This window comes from Pseudomonas sp. RL_105y_Pfl2_101, assembly GCF_963970585.1.
In the GTDB taxonomy this organism is placed as follows: Bacteria; Pseudomonadota; Gammaproteobacteria; order Pseudomonadales; family Pseudomonadaceae; genus Aquipseudomonas.
This window is the reverse complement of sequence record NZ_CAXAPG010000003.1, coordinates 26,974-42,427: the sequence shown is the minus strand read 5'-3', so window position 1 is coordinate 42,427 and position 15,454 is coordinate 26,974. Positions and strand designations below refer to the sequence as shown.

General features: G+C 58.6%; 21 protein-coding genes and 1 tRNA gene. 7 read left to right on the top strand and 15 right to left on the bottom strand.

From position 1 onward, the window contains the following. Window positions 1-46: 46 nt before the first annotated feature. The 4 genes from AACY31_RS04955 to AACY31_RS04940 are packed head-to-tail and all read left to right on the top strand — an operon-like array spanning window position 47 to window position 2,100. Window positions 47-358: a hypothetical protein gene (locus tag AACY31_RS04955; protein WP_339503938.1), complete on the top strand. Its 312-nt coding sequence runs from the start codon at window positions 47-49 to the stop codon at window positions 356-358. 39 nt (window positions 359-397) lie between these two features. Then, window positions 398-601, top strand: a complete 204-nt coding sequence (locus AACY31_RS04950; RefSeq protein ID WP_339503936.1) for a hypothetical protein — start codon at window positions 398-400, stop codon at window positions 599-601. A 36-nt stretch (window positions 602-637) separates the two neighbouring features. Then, the gene (locus AACY31_RS04945) at window positions 638-1,051 is read left to right on the top strand and encodes a hypothetical protein (protein ID WP_339503934.1); all 414 of its coding nucleotides are present in this window, start codon (window positions 638-640) and stop codon (window positions 1,049-1,051) included. After that, complete coding sequence (locus AACY31_RS04940) at window positions 937-2,100, top strand: tyrosine-type recombinase/integrase (RefSeq protein WP_339504161.1); 1,164 nt, start codon at window positions 937-939, stop codon at window positions 2,098-2,100. The genes AACY31_RS04945 and AACY31_RS04940 overlap by 115 nt, the downstream gene beginning before the upstream one ends. A 69-nt stretch (window positions 2,101-2,169) precedes the next feature. On the opposite strand, the gene AACY31_RS04935 is transcribed toward AACY31_RS04940, so the two are convergent. The 9 genes from AACY31_RS04935 to thrS form a co-directional block, all read right to left on the bottom strand. Continuing rightward, window positions 2,170-2,246 (bottom strand) — tRNA-Pro (locus AACY31_RS04935). Between the two features lie 90 nt (window positions 2,247-2,336). Continuing rightward, on the bottom strand, window positions 2,337-2,693 hold the full coding sequence (locus AACY31_RS04930) for a MerR family transcriptional regulator (RefSeq protein WP_003179985.1): 357 nt from the start codon (window positions 2,691-2,693) through the stop codon (window positions 2,337-2,339). Next, window positions 2,674-2,976 carry an integration host factor subunit alpha gene (ihfA, locus tag AACY31_RS04925; protein ID WP_002553164.1) on the bottom strand — a complete coding sequence of 101 codons (303 nt, stop codon included), beginning with the start codon at window positions 2,974-2,976 and terminating at the stop codon, window positions 2,674-2,676. The genes AACY31_RS04930 and ihfA overlap by 20 nt, the downstream gene beginning before the upstream one ends. A gap of 3 nt (window positions 2,977-2,979) precedes the next feature. Further along, a complete protein-coding gene (gene pheT / locus AACY31_RS04920) occupies window positions 2,980-5,358 on the bottom strand; it encodes a phenylalanine--tRNA ligase subunit beta (protein ID WP_339503932.1) in 2,379 nt (792 codons plus the stop codon). Between the two features lie 36 nt (window positions 5,359-5,394). Continuing rightward, entirely contained in the window at window positions 5,395-6,411 is a 1,017-nt protein-coding gene (pheS, locus tag AACY31_RS04915) for a phenylalanine--tRNA ligase subunit alpha (protein ID WP_339483209.1), read from the bottom strand. Between the two features lie 109 nt (window positions 6,412-6,520). Then, the gene (rplT, locus tag AACY31_RS04910; RefSeq protein WP_002553161.1) at window positions 6,521-6,877 is read right to left on the bottom strand and encodes a 50S ribosomal protein L20; all 357 of its coding nucleotides are present in this window, start codon (window positions 6,875-6,877) and stop codon (window positions 6,521-6,523) included. Between the two features lie 30 nt (window positions 6,878-6,907). Further along, a complete protein-coding gene (rpmI, locus tag AACY31_RS04905) occupies window positions 6,908-7,102 on the bottom strand; it encodes a 50S ribosomal protein L35 (protein WP_002553160.1) in 195 nt (64 codons plus the stop codon). A 60-nt stretch (window positions 7,103-7,162) separates the two neighbouring features. Then, window positions 7,163-7,714: a translation initiation factor IF-3 gene (infC, locus tag AACY31_RS04900; protein ID WP_214913249.1), complete on the bottom strand. Its 552-nt coding sequence runs from the start codon at window positions 7,712-7,714 to the stop codon at window positions 7,163-7,165. Continuing rightward, window positions 7,714-9,636, bottom strand: a complete 1,923-nt coding sequence (gene thrS, locus AACY31_RS04895; protein ID WP_339483211.1) for a threonine--tRNA ligase — start codon at window positions 9,634-9,636, stop codon at window positions 7,714-7,716. Before thrS ends, infC begins: the two co-directional genes overlap by 1 nt. A 371-nt stretch (window positions 9,637-10,007) precedes the next feature. Between thrS and AACY31_RS04890 the strand changes: the two genes are divergently transcribed. Beyond that, entirely contained in the window at window positions 10,008-10,310 is a 303-nt protein-coding gene (locus tag AACY31_RS04890; protein WP_339483213.1) for a hypothetical protein, read from the top strand. A 289-nt stretch (window positions 10,311-10,599) separates the two neighbouring features. Continuing rightward, window positions 10,600-10,812, top strand: a complete 213-nt coding sequence (locus AACY31_RS04885; RefSeq protein WP_007905882.1) for a cold-shock protein — start codon at window positions 10,600-10,602, stop codon at window positions 10,810-10,812. 67 nt (window positions 10,813-10,879) lie between these two features. Here AACY31_RS04885 and AACY31_RS04880 read toward each other — a convergent pair whose 3' ends face one another. Next, the gene (locus AACY31_RS04880) at window positions 10,880-11,194 is read right to left on the bottom strand and encodes an I78 family peptidase inhibitor (RefSeq protein WP_339483215.1); all 315 of its coding nucleotides are present in this window, start codon (window positions 11,192-11,194) and stop codon (window positions 10,880-10,882) included. Window positions 11,195-11,356: 162 nt separating this feature from the next. Next, window positions 11,357-11,662, bottom strand: a complete 306-nt coding sequence (locus AACY31_RS04875; RefSeq protein ID WP_339483217.1) for a hypothetical protein — start codon at window positions 11,660-11,662, stop codon at window positions 11,357-11,359. Between the two features lie 129 nt (window positions 11,663-11,791). Here AACY31_RS04875 and AACY31_RS04870 point away from each other — a divergent pair, with 129 nt between their 5' ends. Then, window positions 11,792-11,989, top strand: coding sequence for a hypothetical protein (locus tag AACY31_RS04870; RefSeq protein ID WP_339483219.1), 198 nt, complete (start codon window positions 11,792-11,794; stop codon window positions 11,987-11,989). Between the two features lie 47 nt (window positions 11,990-12,036). On the opposite strand, the gene AACY31_RS04865 is transcribed toward AACY31_RS04870, so the two are convergent. From AACY31_RS04865 to AACY31_RS04850, 4 genes are read right to left on the bottom strand one after another with little or no spacing between them, the layout of a single operon-like run. Then, window positions 12,037-13,065 carry a nucleoside hydrolase gene (locus tag AACY31_RS04865; RefSeq protein ID WP_339492849.1) on the bottom strand — a complete coding sequence of 343 codons (1,029 nt, stop codon included), beginning with the start codon at window positions 13,063-13,065 and terminating at the stop codon, window positions 12,037-12,039. A 30-nt stretch (window positions 13,066-13,095) separates the two neighbouring features. Continuing rightward, window positions 13,096-13,500, bottom strand: a complete 405-nt coding sequence (gene rbsD, locus AACY31_RS04860) for a D-ribose pyranase (protein WP_339483221.1) — start codon at window positions 13,498-13,500, stop codon at window positions 13,096-13,098. Then, the gene (gene rbsK / locus AACY31_RS04855) at window positions 13,497-14,411 is read right to left on the bottom strand and encodes a ribokinase (protein ID WP_339483223.1); all 915 of its coding nucleotides are present in this window, start codon (window positions 14,409-14,411) and stop codon (window positions 13,497-13,499) included. The genes rbsD and rbsK overlap by 4 nt, the downstream gene beginning before the upstream one ends. A 23-nt stretch (window positions 14,412-14,434) precedes the next feature. Then, window positions 14,435-15,454 carry a LacI family DNA-binding transcriptional regulator gene (locus AACY31_RS04850; protein WP_339483225.1) on the bottom strand — a complete coding sequence of 340 codons (1,020 nt, stop codon included), beginning with the start codon at window positions 15,452-15,454 and terminating at the stop codon, window positions 14,435-14,437.

Genomic DNA, 15,454 nt, shown 5'->3' with positions numbered 1-15,454 from the left:
CCAATCCACCTACAGCCTGCCGGTGAACGGCGGGCGGAGCCGTGCCATGAACAAAGCGGACGCAAAACGCATCGCGGAAACTATCACCATCGACCAGTTGGCGACCATGTTCGAACGCGCCAAAGCCGGAATCACCAACTGGGAGCAAGTCAGCGCCGTGAATCCCGGAATGACCAAGGGTACGGCATGGAACATTTTGAGCGCAGCACTCAAGGCTGGTGGGGGTGCCCGGGTACGGCAGCTAGCCGCCACCAACATGGTTTGGGAGTTTGGCGACTTCCTCGATGACTCGCTCAAGCCGACCAAAAAGAAACGCCAGCCAGCCGCCGCGCCATATCACCAGCAGCCGAATTTCTAATAACCACCTTCTGCCGCCACGCGCGGCAAGGATCCCCTCATGTTCGCGAAAAAGCTCTTCGAAGTCCTGATGGCCGCCATGCTGTACCTGCTGGTCACACTGCTCTGGTTCGTCTATGCGATGCCGGAGATGGTCGAGCACGGATCCGACGCTGCCCTGATCACCGCCGGCTTCGGCTCGCTGGTCTGGCTCTCCGCGACCGGCTGCATCCTCATTTACATCATCCAGAAGGCGCGCCCGTAGCTGGGCACCGAATTATTTCCAACACGGAGCACGCACATGGCAAATGCCACAGCAGCAAAGGTTACGAGCATTCCGCCGCGGTTCATCCGGTTCATGGATGCACCCGGTTACCTCGGCATGTGCCGGGACGAATTCAACAAAACGGTCAGGCCAAACGTCCGAGAGTTCCCCATTGGAAAACAGGGCGTTGCGTTTGACCGAATCGAGCTTGACGAGTGGGCCGACGCCTACATCGAGAGCAAGGCGATTGAAAAGGCAGCCAATCAGGACAACAATCGCCCCCGCAGCGAGTGCCGTGGCGAACCATCAGGAGGTAAACCATGGCGAGAAAAGCGATATCCGGGCTCTACCAGAAGGGTGGAATCTGGCAAATCGACAAAGTTTTCCGAGGTGAGCGACTTCGAGAAAGCACTGGCACTAGTGACCGGCAAGAAGCCGAGCAGTACCTGATTCACCGGCTTGAGCAGCTTCGGCAACAGAAAGTCTACGGTGTGCGCCGCGTGCGCACCTGGGATGAGGCGGCGACGAAATTCCTGATCGAGAACAAGGACCAGCCATCGATCAAGCTGACGGCGCATCACCTGAAGCAGCTTCATCCCTATCTCAAGGACCTGCCGTTGACTCACATCGATGACCAGGCACTTGAGCCGTTCGTGAAGGATCGCTTGAAGGGAATGGTTCTGCCGTGCGGGAAGCAGTTGAAGCCGGTGGCGCCCCGGACGATCAATATCTCAATCGAACGGGTGATAAGGGTTCTTTCGCTTTGCGCAAGGAAGTGGCGGGATGAAGAGCGCAGGCCCTGGCTTGACTCGGTGCCGATGCTGACTCGGCTGGACCTGAAGAAAAAGGTTCGTGAGCCCTACCCAATGACATGGGAAGAGCAGTCGATCCTATTCGGGGAATTGCCGGCGCACCTGCAAACGATGGCCCTGTTCAAAGTGAACACGGGGTGCCGTGAGCAGGAGGTCTGCAAATTGAGGTGGGATTGGGAGATTCCGGTGCCGGAGCTTGGCACCAGCGTGTTCCTGATACCGTCCGACTTCGGCGGCAGGAACGAGCGGTCAGGCGTAAAGAACGGTGATGAGCGGTTGGTTGTGCTCAACAGCGTGGCGAAATCGATCATCGATAAGCAGCGGGGCCAGAGCAGGGACTGGGTGTTCCCTTACAACGGCAGCGCAATGCACAGGATGAACGATTCGGCCTGGAAGAAAGCAAGGGTGAGAGCAGCGAAACTCTGGCAGGAGGAAAACCTTCGCCCCGCTCACCGTGGGTATGCATCCATAAGGGTGCATGACTTGAAGCACACGTTTGGCCGTCGCCTTCGGGCGGCAGGTGTCACCCAGGAAGACCGAAAGGCTTTGCTGGGCCACAAGAACGGCAGCATCACCAGTCACTACTCGGGCGCCGAGCTCGGGCATCTGATTGAAGCTGCAAATATGGTATCAGCAACCGACTCTCGTGGGCCGGTGTTGACGATCTTGAAGAGGAAGGCAGGATGAAGTCCCGAAAAACTCCCCACAAATGAAAAAGCCCAACTGGCTAGAGTTGGGCTAAGTCATTGAAAAATATGGTCGGGACGGAGTGATTCGAACACTCGACCCCTAGCACCCCATGCTAGTGCGCTACCGGACTGCGCTACGCCCCGACTAGGCGTGAATCTTGTTCCGCTTCTCAACGGAACGCTCAGGAATATATCGCAAGCTTTTGAAAACTGGAAGTATTTAAAAGCAGAAATTTATTTCTTGAGCACCACCAGTACATCTTCGAGCTCGGCGATCATCTGGCGGATCATCTGTTTGTACTGGGTTGTATCGTCTTTGGCCTCATCACCGGAGAGGCGCAGACGCGCGCCACCGATGGTGAACCCTTGGTCATAGAGCAGCGCGCGGATCTGTCGGATCATCAGCACGTCTTGGCGCTGATAATACCGACGGTTTCCGCGGCGCTTGACCGGGTTGAGCTGAGGAAACTCCTGCTCCCAATAGCGCAGCACGTGTGGTTTTACCGCACACAGCTCGCTGACTTCACCAATGGTGAAGTAGCGTTTGCCCGGGATGACGGGGAGTTCGTCGTTATGACTTGGTTCCAGCATAAGCCTCAACTCGGGCCTTCAACTTCTGCCCTGGACGAAAGGTGACCACACGGCGAGCCGTGATAGGGATTTCTTCTCCCGTTTTCGGATTGCGGCCAGGCCGCTGGCGTTTGTCCCGAAGGTCGAAATTGCCGAAACCGGACAACTTGACCTGTTCGTTGTCTTCCAGAGCGTGCCTGATTTCTTCGAAAAACAGTTCGACCAATTCTTTGGCCTCCCGTTTATTCAGGCCCAGCTCCTCATACAGACGTTCCGCCATCTCAGCTTTCGTCAGAGCCCCCATACGTCACTTCCTTAACGTGGCGTTCAACCTGGTTTCGAGCGAGGTGAGGATATTCTGCGTTGCGGTATTCACCTCATCGTCATTAAGAGTGCGCGATGGATGCTGCCAGGTCAAGCCGACTGCAAGGCTTTTTCTATGTGGATCAATGCCTTTACCCTGATACACGTCAAATAGCCTGAGGTCCGTGAGCCATTCGCCTGCATTTTCACGGATTACGTCCAGTACAGCGCTGGCCGCAACGTCACGGTCAGCCAGCAACGCGAGGTCACGACGCACTTCAGGAAAGCGCGATAACTCCTGGAATTTCGGCATTTTCCCCAGCGCCACTTCGGCCAGAACCAGCTCGAAAACGAAAACGGGACGATCAAGACCCAGGGTTTTCGACAGTTCAGGGTGAATGGCACCAACGTAGCCGACTTCACGCCCGTCTCGCTCGATGCGTGCGGTCTGCCCCGGGTGCAGCGCCGGGTGCTTGCCCGGGACGAAAGTGAATGCGTCGAGCGCGCCGGCGAAGCCCAACACCGCCTCCACGTCAGCCTTGACGTCGAAGAAATCGACGACATCGCGACCTTGCGCCCAGCCTTCCGGCAAACGGCTGCCACAGACGACTCCGGCCAGCATCGGTTCTTGCTTCAAGCCATCCAACTGACCGACAAAACGCAGGCCGCTTTCGAACAGACGCACGCGATCTTGCTGGCGATTGAGGTTGTGCTGGAGTGACTTGACCAGGCCCGGCCACAGGGACGAACGCATGGCTGCCATGTCGTTGGAGATCGGGTTGGCCAACAGCAACGGCTCGCCCCCTGGATTGAACAGCTCGAACTGGCGTGGATCGATGAAACTGTAGGTGATCGCTTCCTGATACCCACGGGCCACCAGCAGGCGGCGCAGCTCCGGCAGGTCGCTGCGGGCTTCAGCCTTGGCCTTTGGGGCCAGGCGTGCTTGCGGGTAGCGAACCGGCAGACGGTTGTAGCCGTACAGGCGGGCCAGTTCTTCGATCAGGTCGACTTCCAGGCTGATATCGAAGCGATGGCTTGGCACCTCGACACGCCACTGCCCTGCCCCATCGGCGCTGATGTTCAGGCCCAGGGCGCTGAGCAGACGCTCGACTTCGGCCGAGTCCAGTTCCATGCCCAGCATCTGGGTGATGCGCTGGGCACGCAGGGTGACCGGGGAAATCTTGGGCAGGTGCTGTTCGCTGACCGTCTCGATGATCGGGCCAGCTTCACCACCCGTGATGTCCAGCAACAGGCCTGTGGCGCGCTCCATGGCTTCACGGGCCAGTTGCCAGTCCACTCCACGCTCGTAACGGTGCGAGGCATCGGTGTGCAGGCCATAGGAGCGGGCCTTGCCGGCGACGGCGATCTGATCGAAGAACGCGCTTTCCAGAAACACATCACGGGTCGTCGTGGAGACCCCGCTGTGCTCGCCGCCCATTACGCCGGCAATTGCCAGGGCTCGGGCGTGGTCAGCAATTACCAGGGTATCGCTGCGCAGGGTCACTTCCTGACCGTCGAGCAGCACCAGCTTCTCACCCTCTTCGGCCATGCGCACGCGGATACCACCGTTGATTTCGGCGAGATCGAACGCATGCAGCGGCTGACCCAGCTCCAGCATCACATAGTTGGTGATGTCAACGGCGGCGTCGATGCTGCGCACATCGGCGCGACGCAGGCGCTCGACCATCCACAGCGGCGTCGGCTTGGACAGGTCGACGTTACGGATCACACGACCCAGGTAACGCGGGCACGCGGATGGCGCGAGGACTTCAATCGAACGTACTTCGTCGTGCACGACCGGCACGCTCGCGACCACAGGACGCGTCACGGGAGCGGCATACAACGCGCCGACTTCACGGGCCAGGCCGGCCAGGGACAGGCAATCGCCACGGTTCGGTGTCAGGTCGACCTCGATGCTCGCATCGTCCAGCCCCAGGTATTCACGGATGTCCTGGCCAACCGACGCATCCGCCGGGAGTTCCATCAGGCCATCGTTGCCTTCGCCAATCTGCAGCTCGGCCTGGGAGCACAACATGCCGTTGGACTCAACGCCGCGCAGCTTGGCTTTCTTGATCTTGAAGTCGCCCGGCAGTTCGGCACCGATCATGGCGAATGGGATCTTCAGGCCCGGGCGCACATTGGGCGCACCGCAGACCACCTGAAAGGTCTCCGCACCATTGCTGACCTGGCAAACCCGCAGCTTGTCAGCGTCTGGATGCTGCTCGGTGGCCAGCACCTCACCCACCACCACACCACTGAAATCACCGGCGGCCAGCGTGACGCTATCGACCTCAAGGCCGGCCATCGACAGGCGAGCAACCAGCTCGTCCCGGCTTACCTGCGGGCTTACCCAGCCGCGCAGCCATTGTTCACTGAATTTCATCCTGCTCTCCTATTAGATTCGTTACGGGTCTGCGGCTTAGCGAAATTGCGCAAGGAACCGCAAGTCGTTGTCGAAGAACAGGCGCAAGTCATTCACACCGTAACGCAGCATGGCTAGGCGTTCGACGCCCATGCCGAAAGCAAAGCCCGAGAACTCTTCCGGATCGATCCCGGACATACGCAGCACGTTCGGGTGAACCATGCCGCAGCCCATGACTTCCAGCCAGCCAGTCTGTTTGCAGACGCGGCAGCCTTTACCGCTACACATCACGCATTCCATGTCGACTTCAGCCGATGGCTCGGTGAACGGGAAGTACGAAGGGCGGAAACGCACAGCCAGTTCTTTTTCGAAGAACACCCGCAGAAACTCTTCGATCGTTCCTTTCAGGTCGGCGAAATTGATGTCGCGATCAACCAGCAGGCCTTCAACCTGGTGGAACATCGGCGAGTGGGTGATATCGGAGTCGCTGCGGTACACACGGCCTGGGCAGACGATGCGGATCGGCGGCTGTTGCGATTCCATGGTGCGGACCTGTACCGGCGAGGTATGGGTGCGCAACAGCATGTTCGCATTGAAATAGAAGGTGTCATGCATCGACCGGGCCGGGTGATGGCCTGGGATGTTGAGCGCTTCGAAGTTGTGGTAGTCGTCTTCGACCTCAGGGCCTTCAGCAATGCCATAGCCGATGTGAGTGAAGAACTGCTCGATGCGTTCCAGGGTCCGGGTCACCGGATGCAGCCCGCCGGAAGTCTGGCCACGGCCAGGCAGGGTCACGTCGATGGACTCGGCGGCGAGTCTGGCAGCCAGATCCGCCTCCTCGAACAACGCCTTGCGCGCATTGAGGACCTCTGTGACACGCTCCTTGGCAACGTTGATCAGCGCACCGACCTGCGGACGCTCTTCGGCTGGCAGGTTCCCCAGGGTCTTCATCACCTGAGTCAACTCGCCCTTCTTGCCAAGGTAGTGAACCCGGATTTGCTCCAGGGCATTGATATCTTCAGCGCTTTGCACAGCCTCTAGTGCTTGAGCGACCAGCGCGTCCAGGTTTTCCATGTACAGACTCCAGATACGAAATAGGGGAAGAGCTTTAAGGCTCTTCCCCTATTTATGACGTTTGACACCAGGCCCCACAGATGCGGGCCCTGGTGACTGCCGGGGGTACTTAAGCCAAGGTGGCTTTAGCTTTCTCGACAATCGCAGCAAACGCCGCTTTTTCGTTCACTGCCAGATCAGCCAGAACCTTACGGTCGATCTCGATGGACGCTTTTTTCAGGCCAGCGATGAAACGGCTGTAGGACAGACCGTTAACACGAGCACCAGCATTGATACGAGCGATCCACAGAGCGCGGAACTGACGTTTTTTCTGACGACGGTCACGGTAGGCGTATTGGCCTGCCTTGATTACCGCTTGCTTGGCAACACGGAATACGCGGGAACGCGCGCCGTAGTAGCCTTTAGCAAGTTTCAGAATTTTTTTGTGACGCTTACGGGCAATGACGCCACGCTTTACACGAGCCATGAGTTACTTCCTCTATTCTTGATCCAAAAATTAACGAAGGCGCAGCATGCGCTCGACTTTTGCCACGTCAGACGGATGCAGCAAGCTGCTACCGCGCAGTTGACGCTTACGCTTGGTCGACATTTTGGTCAGGATGTGGCTCTTGAAAGCGTGCTTGTGCTTGATACCGTTAGCAGTTTTCAGAAACCGCTTAGCAGCACCACTTTTAGTTTTCATCTTTGGCATGTTCGGATACTCCGCATTCAGTTGATAAACATAATCGCAAGGCCTGCCGTGCCCTGGTGATTACTTCTTCTTTTTCGGGGCGATGACCATGATCAGCTGGCGTCCTTCCATCTTAGGATGCTGTTCGACCGAACCGTACTCGAGCAGGTCTTGTTCAACCCGCTTGAGGAGTTCCATCCCCAGCTCCTGGTGGGCCATCTCACGGCCGCGGAATCGCAAGGATACCTTGGCCCTGTCCCCATCACTCAGGAAACGTACCAGGTTGCGCAGTTTTACCTGGTAATCCCCTTCCTCCGTCCCTGGACGAAACTTGATTTCTTTTACCTGAATTTGCTTCTGGTTTTTCTTCGCCGCGGCAATCTGCTTCTTCTTTTCGAAGATCGACTTGCCGTAGTCCATCAGTTTGCAAACAGGGGGTACTGCATCGGCGGAAATCTCCACCAAATCCAGTTTGGCCTCTTCAGCCTTAAGAAGCGCGTCTTCAATTGACACAATCCCAAGCTGTTCACCTTCAGCACCAATTAACCGAACCTCGCGTGCCGAGATATTCTCGTTGATCGGGGCTTTCGGTGCAGCTCGTTTATCTTGTCTCATTTCACGCTTAATAATAATTACTCCAAATCTGGGCGACCACGCCGGGAAACCGCTTGCGCGAGAAACTCAGCGAATTCGGCGACGGGCATCGAGCCCAGGTCAGCACCTTCACGAGTACGCACAGCGACAGTCTGCATCTCGACCTCCCGATCTCCGATAACCAAGAGAAAGGGAACCTTGAGCAAAGTATGCTCGCGGATTTTAAAGCCGATCTTTTCATTTCTCAAGTCGGACTTGGCACGAAATCCGCTTTGATTGAGAGTTTTTTCGACTTCGGCGGCAAAATCTGCCTGTTTATCAGTGATATTCATGATCACTGCCTGGGTCGGCGCTAGCCACGCAGGGAATGCACCCTCGTAGTGTTCGATCAGAATCCCGACGAAACGCTCGAACGAACCGAGGATCGCGCGGTGAAGCATGACCGGATGCTTGCGACTATTGTCTTCGGACACATATTCAGCGCCCAGACGGATCGGCAGGTTAAAATCGAGCTGCAGGGTACCACACTGCCAGACACGACCGAGGCAATCTTTCAGCGAGAACTCGATCTTCGGGCCGTAGAAAGCCCCTTCGCCCGGTTGCAGATCGTACGCAAGGCCCGCACTGTCGAGGGCTGCGGCCAGGGCCGCTTCGGCGCGATCCCACAGCTCATCGGAGCCGACGCGTTTTTCCGGACGAGTGGACAGCTTCATTTCGACTTCGGTGAAGCCGAAGTCACGATAGACGTCCATGGTCAGCTTGATGAAGGCGGCGGATTCGGCCTGCATCTGCTCTTCGGTGCAGAAGATGTGTGCATCGTCCTGGGTAAATGCACGCACGCGCATGATGCCGTGCAGCGCACCCGACGGCTCATTGCGGTGGCAGGCGCCGAACTCGGCCAGGCGCATCGGCAGCTCACGGTAGCTCTTCAAGCCTTGGTTGAACACCTGCACGTGGCATGGGCAGTTCATCGGCTTGATGGCGTAGTCGCGGTTTTCCGACTGGGTGGTGAACATGTTGTCGGCGTAGTTGGCCCAGTGCCCGGATTTCTCCCACAGGCTGCGGTCCACCACTTGCGGCGTCTTGATTTCCAGATAGCCGTTCTCACGCTGGACCTGACGCATGTACTGCTCGAGCACCTGGTACAGGGTCCAGCCGTTCGGGTGCCAGAACACCATGCCCGGGGATTCTTCCTGGGTATGGAACAGGCCCAGGCGCTTGCCGATCTTGCGGTGATCGCGCTTCTCGGCTTCTTCAATACGCTGGATGTAGGCCGCCAGTTGCTTCTTGTCCGCCCAGGCGGTGCCATAGACGCGCTGCAACTGTTCGTTCTTCGCATCACCACGCCAGTAGGCGCCGGACAGCTTGGTCAGCTTGAAGGATTTCAGGAAACGCGTGTTCGGCACGTGCGGGCCACGGCACATGTCGACATATTCTTCGTGGTAGTACAGACCCATGGCCTGCTCGTCCGGCATGTCTTCCACCAGACGCAGTTTGTAGTCCTCGCCACGAGCCTTGAAGACTTCGATGACGTCGGCGCGTGGGGTGACCTTCTTGATGACGTCGTAATCTTTCTCGATCAGCTGCTGCATGCGCTGCTCGATGGCCGCCATGTCTTCCGGCGTGAAAGGACGCTCGAAGGCGATGTCGTAATAGAAGCCTTCATCGATGACTGGCCCGATGACCATCTTCGCGCTCGGGTACAGCTGCTTGACCGCATGGCCGACCAGGTGCGCGCAAGAGTGGCGAATGATCTCCAGCCCCTCTTCATCCTTTGGCGTGATGATTTGCAGCGTGGCGTCGCTGTCGATGACGTCACTGGCGTCGACCAGCTTGCCATTGACCTTGCCGGCCAGGGTCGCCTTGGCCAGGCCTGCACCGATGGATGCGGCGACCTCGGCTACGGAAACCGGGTGATCGAATGAACGTTGACTGCCGTCGGGAAGAGTAATAGTTGGCATGGCGCCTCCTCTCCTAGTGGTGACCCCTACCAAAGGTCACGTGGGTTGGGATGAGCCAGTACAAGATCCAGTCCAGGCCATTCAATGACGAACGCCTGCCTTACAGCGGCAGGAGCCTTGCGGCCAACCGGGAAAACCGAACCAGAGTGACTGGGATTCAAATCAGGGTTATTTCGAACATTTGCCGCCGGGACGAGTTGTCATCCGCAGCCTGAAAATACCCGAGCCCGGCATGCTAGCACAGATGAACGGTCATCGCCGTGCCGGAATTGAAGCAGACGTAAATCCAGGGTTTTTATGCCAGAGCGCTGAACTGAACCGAGCGCAACGCCTCAGATATCAAGACATCGACCCGAAAGGAGCATCTTCGCATGCGTCTCAATACATTGTTTGCAGTTGTCGCCCCCCTAGCCCTGCTGCTTCCACTGACCGCCCACGCCGACTGGCCCAAAGGCGAGCGCGAAAAATACATGGCCCAATGCACCGAGGCGGCGACGCCCCAGATCGGCCCGGCTGCTGCCAAGGCCCATTGCGCCTGTGGCGCCGATGCGATCAAGTCCTATCAGGCCTCGGACATCCAGGCCTTGATGGACAACAAGGCCACCCCGGACATGCAGCAAAAGGCACTTGAGCAGATCGCAAAATGCAAGGCCGACAACAAGGCGAAAAAGTGAGAAAGCAGGGTTTCCGAACAGGCCCGGAAGGGTTGAAAAACACTGATTTCAGGCTTTTTTGAACGATTTATTCAGGTTTCACAGGTTTTTTTATCGTCTTTACTTTCGGCTGAAAGCCTTTAAAACCGGGCGCTTCAGCGGGTAAAGGCGGTAAAGTAAACACGACTGACTGGCAAACAGAGCGTCTGGGGGGGTCCCAAATCGAACATTTCGACTATGATACCCGGGTGTGCCCAGTTGGCCTGAGCAGCACAGTACACTGAAAATATATGTTTCTTGGAGATACACCATGTCTAATCGCCAAACCGGCACCGTTAAATGGTTCAACGATGAAAAAGGCTTCGGCTTCATCACTCCTCAAGGTGGCGGTGACGACCTGTTCGTACACTTCAAAGCTATCGAAAGCGACGGTTTCAAAAGCCTGAAAGAAGGCCAGACCGTTTCCTTCGTGGCTGAGAAAGGCCAAAAGGGTATGCAAGCTGCACAGGTTCGCGCTGAGTAATTTCTCCGCGTACTAAAAAACCCCGTCCATGTGACGGGGTTTTTTATGGGCGATTGAAAACCGCTTATCAGCCGCAGTTCACCTGCTTGATCATCAGGTTGGCGTCGGTATTGAGGTTCAGGCGATCGGAGCGGTACTCAAGCGTCACCATGTCGTTGGGCTTGAGGATCCGGGCAATCTGCGCACCGGCGCGGGTACGGGCCTGCTCCAGCAACTGCGGCGAGGCCTGTTTGCCAATGGCGAACTCGGCGGCCTTTGCTTCGCAGCGGCTGTGACCGGTCTCGGTCGCCACGGCTTCGGGGGTCGATTCCGAGGTGCTGCTGCAACCGCTCAAGACCACGACGGCCAACAGAGTACTCAATGACGCGAGCTTCCAAGGCATGAAGCCTCCTTTTTTCGAGAAATAAACAGAGAGCGTGCGACAACCCAAACAGCGCCTGGTTTCAACACCACGGCCGCCGGCCTGACTCATCCGGAAAACCGGCAGTTTGCCTGAGCCGCCACCGCTATTCAGACATGAATCGTGACTGGATATGAACACAACTCAATAAACGTCGATGTAATCAAAGGGGGGATTCGGCCAGTTGTCCTTCAGCGCATTGTAGATCTGCATGACCCAGACCTCATCGCTGGCAGCGACCCGCCCGACGTATCCCGAGCCCTTCGCCCAAGTCTCGAGCCGAAACAGCAAACCATCGATGTTAGCGCCACCGACCACACCCGAGGACAAATAGGCGATACCGCCCTTGGTCACGCGCAGCTGGGTATGCTCATCATCACTGGCCGAGGCCAGCAATTGACGAACCGTCTCGAGGGTCAGCCCATCCGGAGCGTTCAAATCGATCTGCACAGCGAGGGCTCCTTTAAAAACAAAAAAAAGAGTGTCGCACAGCCCTCCTCCAATGCCTAAGTCGCAGTGCCAAACCGAGGGCAAAAATGCTTAACTCCTCTTACAGCCCTCCAACTCGCGAGCCCTACCATGAGCACCGTCAGCATCGAAGCCACCATCAATGCCAAATGGTCGCAGGGCCATAGTTCCTATAGCCCGAGCAGCCCCGAGGAACTGGCAATCATCGGCATAGAATTGCTGGTGAGGGAACTGGGGACGGAGGTCGCCCGCAATTTCATCCAGCAGGCATTCGAACGCTACCCAAGTGTCGTCGACGCCGTGGACTGATGCTCACGCGCCCGCAGGCCTTGCCTGCGGGCGCGTAGCCAGGCAGGTTACTTGAGGCGCGCCAGGCGCTCGGTCAGCAGGTCAAAGAAGCCCTGGGCATCACCGTTTTCCACCCAGAACGCGTTCTTCGGCGCTTTCAGGCCATCGTACCAGTCGACGATCGTCTGCCCGAACGTCGGGCCCTCGCGACTGTCCACCACGACATTGACCGAACGACCGGTGAATAACTGCGGCTTGAGCAGGTAGGCAATCACCGTCGCGTCATGCACCGGCCCACCCGTCATGCCGTAGTGCTCCATGTCGCCCTTGACGTATTCGTTGAGGATATCGCCCACCAGCTTGCTGGCATTGTTGTTCAGCGCCGCGATCTGCTTCAGGCGCGCTTCGCTGGTGAGGATCTTGTGGGTCACGTCCAGCGGCAGGTACGTCAGCTTCACGCCGCTCTTGGCCACCACCTCGGCCGCCTGTGGGTCGGCGAACAGATTGAATTCAGCCACCGGCGTGATATTGCCGCCATTGAAATGCGCACCGCCCATGATCACCACTTCCTTGATGCCCTGGACGATGTCGGGCTCCTGCACCAGCGCCAGGGCCAGGTTGGTCTGGGGGCCCAGCATGGCAATGGTGATACTGTGAGGTTTGGCCGCCTTGAGGGTGTCGATCAGGTAGTTGACGGCATTGCCTTCGGCCAACCCCTTCTTCGGCTCGTGAACGGTGACACCCGACAGGCCTTCCTTGCCATGGATGTTTTCCGCGTAGATCGGCGTGCGCAGCAACGGTTTCGGCGCACCGGCATACACGGGCACGTCTTCGCGCCCCGCCCATTCCCGGGCCAGGCGAGCGTTGCGAGAGGTCTTGTCCAGGCGCACATTGCCAGCGACGGTGGTCAGCGCACGGATATGCAGCTCCTCGGGCGACGCCAAGGCGAACAACAGCGCCACCACGTCGTCAGCCCCTGGATCGGTGTCGATGATCAGGTCGATTTTTTCCGCCGCCTGGGCGCTCGTAGCGGTGATCAATGACAAAAGCAGCAGACTCCGGATCAGTTGATGCATTTTCTGAGCATAACGGTGCATGGCGCACTCCTTGTGCAGGGTTGAACAGGGTTAGAACGTCACTCCAGCGACCAGCACGATATTGCAGTACGCAGAGCACTCGCCTGTGCGAATGATCGCCCGCGCCTGTCGGCTGATGACCTTGAATTGTTCATGGCTGACCAGCTCCCGCTCGCCCAGCGCACCCTCGGCATGCAGCGCCTCCAGGGTCGTCAGGGCCGACGGTTGTTTATCGAGGATCTCCTCGGCCAGGACATGGCTTTCCACCTGCATTTCGCTGAGCACCACCTTCAAGGTACTGACAAAGTCAGGAATGCCATGGGTCAGGGCCAGGTCGATCAATTCGACCTCGGGCGGCACGGGCAGGCCGGCGTCACCGATGACCACCTTGTCGCCATGGCCCAGGGAAGCGATCAGTCGAGACAGTGCCACATTCAACAACGGCGTCTTTTTCATGATTTAAAAGCCTGTACTTCCAACAACGTGGGGATTGAAGGCTGGGCGCCCGCGCGGGTGACCGACAGCGCGGCGGCGGCCTGGCCAAAACGAATCGCGTCAACCTCGCTTTTGCCGCTGGCCAGGGCTGCCGCGAAGCCGCCGACAAAGGTGTCTCCGGCTGCCGTAGTGTCCACCGCCTTGACCCGCAGGGCCGGAAAGTGTTCAAAGCTGACACCGTTGGCGAACATCAACCCCTCGGCGCCCAGGGTGACGATCACCTTGCCGGCACCGGCGGCGATCAGATGCGCAGCGGCGGCTTCGGCGGCTTCCAGGGAGTCCACCGCCAGTTCGCTCAAGACCGCGGCTTCGCTTTCATTGGGAATCAGGTAGTCGATGCAGGCGTACCAGTCGGCCGGCAATGTCCGGGAGGCTGGCGCCGGGTTGAGGATGACGATTTTGCCCAACTCACGAGCGCGCTTGAGGGCGTGACCGACGGTGGCATCCGGCACTTCGAGCTGGCAGATGATGACATCGGCGCTTTGCAGCACTGCATCGACACTGTCCAGGACCTCGGCGGTGAGCGCACCGTTGGCACCGGCGACGATAACGATCGCATTCTGGCTGTTGTCGTCGACGACGATCAGTGCCACACCACTGGCCCCCTCTACCACGCTGACCGCCTGGCAGTCGATGCCCTCGGCCAACAGCCCGCCGCGCAATTGTTCGCCGTAGGCATCATTGCCCACGCAACCGACCATCGATACCTGCGCCCCCAGGCGCGCGGCGGCCACCGCCTGGTTGGCGCCCTTGCCGCCCGGGATGGTGGAGAACGACTCGCCGATCAGCGTTTCACCACCGCGCGGCAGACGCGGCGCCCGGGTCACCAGGTCCATGTTCAGGCTGCCTATTACCACTACTTTTGCTGGCATACATCACTACTCATCAATTCGGTTCAGCGGTATTGGGCGAATGTACCGGACAGCGGCGCAGTCGACTCCCGCAGGACAATACTCGGCGTCACGATCCGCTGCTCGGTGGCAAGCCCCGGCATGGCAATTCGTCGCAGCAGCACTTCGGCCGCCCTCTCACCGAGCTGCAGGATCGACTGCCCTACCGTGGTCAACGCCGGGTAGACATAGCGGCTCATCTGGATGTCATCGAAACCGATGACCGACAGTTCGCTGGGCACGCGCACGTTGCGTTCAGCGGCGGCGCGCAGCACACCGATGCCGATCATGTCGTTGGCTGCAAAAATCGCACTCGGCGGCTGCCGTTCAAGCAGTTGCGCGGCAGCGCGGTAGCCGCCGGTACTGGTGAAATCGCTCTCGAGCATGCGCTCGACGGGCAGCTCGATCCCCGCCTCTTTCAGCGCACGGCAGTAACCGGCCAGACGCATTTGCGCCACGCTGGTATCGGCCGGGCCACCGATGAAGGCAATATCGCGGTGCCCCAGTTCCAGCAAGTGCCGGGTCGCCAGGTACGCGCCGTATTCATGATCGATGCGCACCAGGTCTGCGTCGACACCATCGAGCCCACGGTCGACGATCACCATGGGCGTGCGTACGTTGGACAGCCCCTCGGCCAGGCCGACATCACCGCCGGCGGACGCGAAAATCAGGCCGTCGATGCGTTTTTCCAGCAGCACCCGCAGGTAGCTGCGTTGCTTGTCCGGGTTGTCGTCGGAGTTGCACAAAATCACGCAATAGCCGTTGCGCTCACAGTAATCCTCGATGCCCCGGGCCAATTCGGCAAAGTACGGGTTGAGGCTGTTGGGCACTAGCAGACCGATGGTCGCCGTGGTCTTGGCCTTGAGCGAGCGGGCCACGGCGCTGGGCACGTAGTCCAGGCGCTCGATGGCCGCCTCGACCTTGAGCCGCACTTCGTCGCTGACCGGCCGCGTCTTGTTCACCACGTGGGACACGGTGGTGTAGGAAATTCCGGCGAGCGCTGCTACATCCTTGATCGTCGCCAT

Excerpts from the sequence above, each read along its gene's own strand:
- AACY31_RS04885 (WP_007905882.1), top strand. The coding sequence starts at position 10,600 with ATGTCTAATCGCCAAACCGGCACCGTTAAATGGTTCAACGATGAAAAA.
- AACY31_RS04930 (WP_003179985.1), bottom strand. The coding sequence starts at position 2,693 with ATGCTGGAACCAAGTCATAACGACGAACTCCCCGTCATCCCGGGCAAA.
- ihfA (WP_002553164.1), bottom strand. The coding sequence starts at position 2,976 with ATGGGGGCTCTGACGAAAGCTGAGATGGCGGAACGTCTGTATGAGGAG.
- AACY31_RS04880 (WP_339483215.1), bottom strand. The coding sequence starts at position 11,194 with ATGCCTTGGAAGCTCGCGTCATTGAGTACTCTGTTGGCCGTCGTGGTC.
- rplT (WP_002553161.1), bottom strand. The coding sequence starts at position 6,877 with ATGGCTCGTGTAAAGCGTGGCGTCATTGCCCGTAAGCGTCACAAAAAA.
- pheT (WP_339503932.1), bottom strand. The coding sequence starts at position 5,358 with ATGAAATTCAGTGAACAATGGCTGCGCGGCTGGGTAAGCCCGCAGGTA.
- AACY31_RS04850 (WP_339483225.1), bottom strand. The coding sequence starts at position 15,454 with ATGGCGACGATCAAGGATGTAGCAGCGCTCGCCGGAATTTCCTACACC.
- rpmI (WP_002553160.1), bottom strand. The coding sequence starts at position 7,102 with ATGCCAAAGATGAAAACTAAAAGTGGTGCTGCTAAGCGGTTTCTGAAA.
- AACY31_RS04870 (WP_339483219.1), top strand. The coding sequence starts at position 11,792 with ATGAGCACCGTCAGCATCGAAGCCACCATCAATGCCAAATGGTCGCAG.
- AACY31_RS04955 (WP_339503938.1), top strand. The coding sequence starts at position 47 with ATGAACAAAGCGGACGCAAAACGCATCGCGGAAACTATCACCATCGAC.
- AACY31_RS04865 (WP_339492849.1), bottom strand. The coding sequence starts at position 13,065 with ATGCACCGTTATGCTCAGAAAATGCATCAACTGATCCGGAGTCTGCTG.
- AACY31_RS04950 (WP_339503936.1), top strand. The coding sequence starts at position 398 with ATGTTCGCGAAAAAGCTCTTCGAAGTCCTGATGGCCGCCATGCTGTAC.
- AACY31_RS04945 (WP_339503934.1), top strand. The coding sequence starts at position 638 with ATGGCAAATGCCACAGCAGCAAAGGTTACGAGCATTCCGCCGCGGTTC.
- pheS (WP_339483209.1), bottom strand. The coding sequence starts at position 6,411 with ATGGAAAACCTGGACGCGCTGGTCGCTCAAGCACTAGAGGCTGTGCAA.
- AACY31_RS04890 (WP_339483213.1), top strand. The coding sequence starts at position 10,008 with ATGCGTCTCAATACATTGTTTGCAGTTGTCGCCCCCCTAGCCCTGCTG.
- rbsK (WP_339483223.1), bottom strand. The coding sequence starts at position 14,411 with ATGCCAGCAAAAGTAGTGGTAATAGGCAGCCTGAACATGGACCTGGTG.
- rbsD (WP_339483221.1), bottom strand. The coding sequence starts at position 13,500 with ATGAAAAAGACGCCGTTGTTGAATGTGGCACTGTCTCGACTGATCGCT.
- thrS (WP_339483211.1), bottom strand. The coding sequence starts at position 9,636 with ATGCCAACTATTACTCTTCCCGACGGCAGTCAACGTTCATTCGATCAC.